At 72.9% G+C, this 4975-nt stretch carries 5 protein-coding genes; 2 read left to right on the top strand and 3 right to left on the bottom strand.

The features are described from left to right. Positions 1-1563: 1563 nt before the first annotated feature. Positions 1564-1791: a hypothetical protein gene (locus tag ABT297_RS29160; RefSeq protein ID WP_350555367.1), complete on the bottom strand. Its 228-nt coding sequence runs from the start codon at positions 1789-1791 to the stop codon at positions 1564-1566. Beyond that, positions 1728-1940, bottom strand: a complete 213-nt coding sequence (locus ABT297_RS29155; RefSeq protein ID WP_350555460.1) for a transposase — start codon at positions 1938-1940, stop codon at positions 1728-1730. The genes ABT297_RS29160 and ABT297_RS29155 overlap by 64 nt, the downstream gene beginning before the upstream one ends. Positions 1941-2105: 165 nt before the next feature. On the opposite strand from ABT297_RS29155, the gene ABT297_RS29150 reads away from it, so the two are divergent. Next, positions 2106-3011 (top strand): phosphotransferase family protein, encoded by a 906-nt coding sequence (locus tag ABT297_RS29150; RefSeq protein ID WP_350555365.1) that lies wholly within the window; start codon positions 2106-2108, stop codon positions 3009-3011. A 31-nt stretch (positions 3012-3042) separates the two neighbouring features. On the opposite strand, the gene ABT297_RS29145 is transcribed toward ABT297_RS29150, so the two are convergent. Continuing rightward, positions 3043-3918 (bottom strand): LysR family transcriptional regulator, encoded by an 876-nt coding sequence (locus ABT297_RS29145; protein WP_350555363.1) that lies wholly within the window; start codon positions 3916-3918, stop codon positions 3043-3045. Between the two features lie 100 nt (positions 3919-4018). On the opposite strand from ABT297_RS29145, the gene ABT297_RS29140 reads away from it, so the two are divergent. Further along, a complete protein-coding gene (locus tag ABT297_RS29140) occupies positions 4019-4840 on the top strand; it encodes a dihydrodipicolinate synthase family protein (RefSeq protein ID WP_350555361.1) in 822 nt (273 codons plus the stop codon). Positions 4841-4975: the final 135 nt, after the last annotated feature.

The following is a 4975-nucleotide window of genomic DNA, read 5'->3' as shown; positions in this document are numbered from 1 at the left end:
GACGAACACGACCCGGCGGCCCGCAATCTCGGCGGTCCTCGGCGAGGCGGCGCGTTCCAGCTGTCGGCGCAGGTGCGGGTGTTCGCCACCGGCAACGGCCGGCAGCGACCGACCTGACCCCGGACATCGGCCATCGAGGCGGTCCGGCATGCCCAAAGAGTAGGTCAGCCGTCCACCATCGAGGTCGTCGACGAACGCGGCCGGGTGCTCGCGGTGGGCCTCGGGCGTAGGGCTTCGTGGTCTTGCGCACGAACGCGCACGCCCGGCCCGTGTGCCCGGCCAGCGCCACCGCCACGGCGATCCCGCCCATCTCGAGGCCGGCCAGCACCTCGGCGTCGGGCGGGACGAGCACGGCCAGGCCGACCGCGACCTCATCCAGCAGCGCCGGGTCGGCCTCGAACCGGTACTTGTCGAAGTACTCCGTCGCGGTGCACCCGGAACGCAACACGAACTCTGCGGTGGATGCATCGATGCACCCCGATCGGCAAGCGCGTTTATCGTCATCTGATCCGCTGGGCAAGGTGGAAGTACGAGCGACGCAAACGCGGCGAATCCCGAGCGCGCGCCTGGCTATAGGGCGTCCGACAACGGTCGCGTGGCCTGTTCGCGCATTGACACTCCCGTGTACACGACCTGACACCTGAGCGGCGCGAGCCGTTGGAGGCGGGGGCGCCGCGTCTTTGGACTGTGGTGACGCTATGTAGCGTCAAGGGGTGATCGATCCGCAAGCAGCGCATCCGCATTTGCCGATGTGCGCGTTGCATGGGCCATCGCCATTGCCGAGACATTCGGGAATCGGCAGCGGCGGTCCACAAGTACAGCGGTTGCTTGTTCCCGCCTTGCGGAGCATTCGGCGAAAATGCCGCCCGGCCGCGCGCGGCATTGTCGAAAGACGGCCACAATACATCGTCGGCCGTATATTGCCGCCAATCATTCGATGCGTCGCTGGGCCGGCGGGCCGGCGCAGCTGTTGCGTGGATGCGCGACGACGCTTCCGGATAGGACCGGACCGTCCGGCGCCGTCCGCCTGGCTCGGCGCGGGATCGCAGTCATTTGCCGCGGTGCCGCTCGCGGGACGTTGTGCCTGGTCAGACGGCGTGACCGGCGAGGGCGGCGAGGGCGGCGAGGGCGGCGAGGGCGGCACCTGCACCGATCCGCCGCGCTGGTCGCTGACCGCCGGCGGGGTGTCGCCGCGGAGACGGCGGAGCTTCTCGGCGTGCCTTCTGGCCAGGCCCCATTCCCGATGCCGTGCATGCTCCCGGCGGAACTGCTCCTTCGCTGGAGAATAACGACGTGACCTGGTCGGGTCACGCATGGCAGCCAACTCCGCCCTTGAAAACAATCCGAGCTGCCCCATGTATGAAATTATCCCAGAACCCGACCGAAACCACCGCCCCGAACGACAGTCCATAATGTCAGATGGTGCACCTTCCTGCATAGCAGTAATGGGGCTCGTCCCAGCAGCGTGTAATCGGGCTGCCCATGATGAGCGTCGAGTAACCGTGATTCCTCAATGCCGCGTGGGGCTCGCCCCGACCCAGCTTGACGGGCCGTCTACTGATGTCAGGCTGCGATAGGCATCACCGCGTGACGTACGGCGCCGTGGGTGGCGATGCCCGGGTCCGAGGCCCGGCCGGTGGTGACGACGGCGTGCAGTTGCCGCAGGATCGCGGCGGCGATCACGGCCTGGGCCTGGATGACGGTGAGCTTGTTCTGCTCCCGGGTGGTCAGGCGGGTGAACCGGGTGGCGTAGACCGGGCTGGCGCGTTGCGCACCCAGACGGCTCGCCATGCCGGCAGCCGAAGTCCGGGACGTCCTTGTCCGGTCAGTTTCGTGCGGCCTTCGAAGGTGCCGGACAGCTTCTCCCGCGGTGCCAAACCGGCGTGCTTGACCAGCGCCCGGGCACTGGAGAACCGGTTCGGGTCACCGGTCTGGGCCAGGATCGCCGCTGTGCCGACCGCCGACAGACCGGGGACGAGGTGACCTCGCTCAGCCGCAGCTCGTCCAGGACCACCATCAAACGCTGGTTGGCTAGATCGTGATGAGCCGGCGGCTCCGGCGCATATCGGTGGACGCGGCGCTGCCGGGACCGGGACGATCGGCCGATGGTGCAGGCGTCTGGGGTGCGCATCGGGTGGGGCGATCTGCCCGGCAACGTGCGGGACGGGATCGCTCGCGTGCTCGGGGGCGAGGTCGTCGAAGCGGTTTCGCAGCCGGGTGGGTTCTCGCCCGGCACCGCCGATCGGGTGCGTACGGCCGCCGGGCGGCGGGCGTTCGTCAAGGCCGTCGGGAGCGCGCTCAACGACCATAGCCCGGCCATGCACCGGGCCGAGGCCAGGGTCGCGGCGGCGCTGCCGGGCGGGGTGCCGGCGCCGCGGCTGCTCGGGGTGTACGACGACGGGGACTGGGTGGCGCTGGTCTTCGAGGACGTCGACGGGCGGCATCCGCGCACGCCCTGGGAGGACGCCGAGGTCGCGGCCGCGCTCGAGGTGCTGCGGCGGCTCGCGGTGCCCGTCGCGGGGCTGCCCTCGCTGCGGGACGAGGTCCGCGAGGACTTCGACGGGTGGCGGCGGATCGCGGCCGGCCCGCCCGAGCGGCTCGACCCGTGGGTCGCCGGCCATCTGGAGCTGCTGGTCGAGCTCGCCGAGCGGGGGCTGGCCGCGCTGGACGGCGATCGGCTCGTGCACGGTGACCTGCGGGCCGACAACATGCTGATCCGGCCCGACGGGTCGGTGGTGGTGATCGACTGGCCGTTCGGGTGTGTGGGGCCGGCCTGGTACGACACGCTGGCGCTAGTCCTCAACGTCCGGCTGTACGGCGGGCACCTCTGCGACGACGTGGTGCACGCAGGCCCCGACGACATCACCGGGTGCGTGGCCGGCCTGGCCGGCATGTTCACCGACCGGGCGCGCCGGCCCGCCCCGCCCGGCCTGCCGACGGTGCGCCGGTTTCAGCAGGACCAGGCCGACGTGATGATCCCGTGGCTGCGCGAGCGGCTCGGCGCGCGCTGATCACGTCGCGTGGCGGGAGGCGGCCGAGTGGTCACCCCGCGCGCTCGTCCAGGTCGATGCCGAGCGTGTGGGCGAAGGCCGCGACCGCGGGGTGGTGCGCCGCGCCCGCGCGGAACGCCAGCCGGGTGCGGCGGCGGGTCGGCAGGGGCGTGAGGACCACGCCGCCGGGCACGTCGGTCGCGGCGAGCTCCGGGACCAGCGCGACGCCCTGGCCGGCGGCGACGAACGTGAGGACGGTGACGAAGTCGTCGGCGTGGTGACGGACACGCGGAGTGAAGCCGGCGGCCTCGCATGCCCGGACCGTCATCGTGTGGCACAGCGTGCCCCGGCTGGCGAGGATCCACGGCTCGCCGCGGCACTGCGCCAGCCGCCGCGGGCCGGTCGCGGCGATGAAGATCGTCTCGTCGAGCAGGGGCGCGGTCCGCAGCGCCGGATCGGGCTCGATGGGCACCAGGTCGTAGTCGTGCACCAGGGCAACGTCCAGGGTGCCGTCGCGCAGCAGCCGCGGTACGACCGCCGGGTCCAGCTCCTGCACGGTCAGCTCGAGAGCCGGATGCGCGTCGCCGAGCGCCACCAGGGCCGGCGGCAGCAGGGTGCGCATCGCGGTCGGGAACGCGCCGATGCGCAGCGGCCCGGACAGGCCGGCGCGGCTGGCGGCGAGCGCGGCGCCGGCCCGTTCGAGTGCCGTGAGCACCTCCTCGGCGTGGGCCACGAGCGTGCGGCCGGCCGGGGTGAGCGCGACGCGACGCCCGGTCCGCTCCAGCAGGGCCACGCCGGCCTCCCGCTCCAGCGCCGCGAGCTGCTGCGACACCGCCGAGGGCGTGTAGGTGTGCGCGGCCGCGACCGCCGCGATCGTGCCGTGCTGGGCGAGGTCGCGCAGCAGCCGCAGCCTCCGGACATCGAGCATCAGCTGAGCTTACGCTCGACCGTGCGATTGTGAACTGGACCTGGTGCTCGAGTGGGCCCACGCTGGGGACGTGGATCTTTCCGGAGTTTTCGTACCGCTCGTGACCCCCTTCGACCCCTCCGGCGCCGTGGACGCGGCGGCGCTGCGCGCGCTGGGGGAGTCCGTGCTGGCCGCCGGCGCGGCCGGTCTCGTGGCGCTCGGCACGACCGGCGAGCCCTCGACGCTGAGCGCGGCCGAGCGCGCCGAGGTCGTGTCGGCGTGCCGGTCACTGGGCGCGCCGCTGCTCATCGGCGTGGGCGGCAATTCGACCGCGGCGTGCGCCGCCGAGGTCGCCGCGCTGCCGCCGGGCGTCGCGGCGATGGTGGTGGTGCCGCCGTACACCCGTCCCGGCGAGGCCGGCGTGGTCGCCCACTTCCGGGCGGTCGCGGCGGCGTCACCGGTGCCGGTGGTGGTCTATCACGTCCCGTACCGCACGGGTCAGCTCCTCTCGCCGCCCGCCCTCCTGAAGATCTCGTCCATCCCCGGCGTGGTGGGCATGAAGCTCGCCGACGGCCCGGTCTCCGGCGACACGCTCGCGTTCCTGGCCGCGGTGCCGCCGGGCTTCGCGGTGCTCGGCGGCGACGACGCGGTGATCTCCCCGCTGCTGGCCCTCGGCGCGAGCGGCGGCATCCTGGCCTCGGCCCACGTGGAGACGGCGGCGTACGTGTCGCTGTACGAGGCGTGGCGGACCGGTGACGTGGCCGCGGCCCGCAAGCTCGGGTCCGGCCTGGCCGCGCTGTCGGCGGCCCTGTTCGCCGAGCCCAACCCGGCGGTGGTGAAGGCGGTGCTGCACGCTCAGGGCCGCATCGCCACGCCGTCGGTGCGGCTCCCGCTGCTCCCGGCGAGCGACGCGGCCCGTGACGCCGCGCTGGCGCTGCTGTAGCGCGCAGCGGGCATGGCGAAGGCCGGCCACCGTGCGGTGACCGGCCTTGAGCCAGGGGCTGCGACCAGGCCGTGCCGGGTCAGTTGGAGGCGATGCCGAGCCCGCCGGCGCCGCCGTGGAACTGGGTGCCCTGGG

This window comes from Dactylosporangium sp. NPDC000555 (assembly GCF_040300025.1).
Taxonomy (GTDB): Bacteria; Actinomycetota; Actinomycetes; order Mycobacteriales; family Micromonosporaceae; genus Dactylosporangium.
Note: the sequence above shows the minus strand (reverse complement) of the source record. Positions and strands in the feature narration are given on the sequence as shown.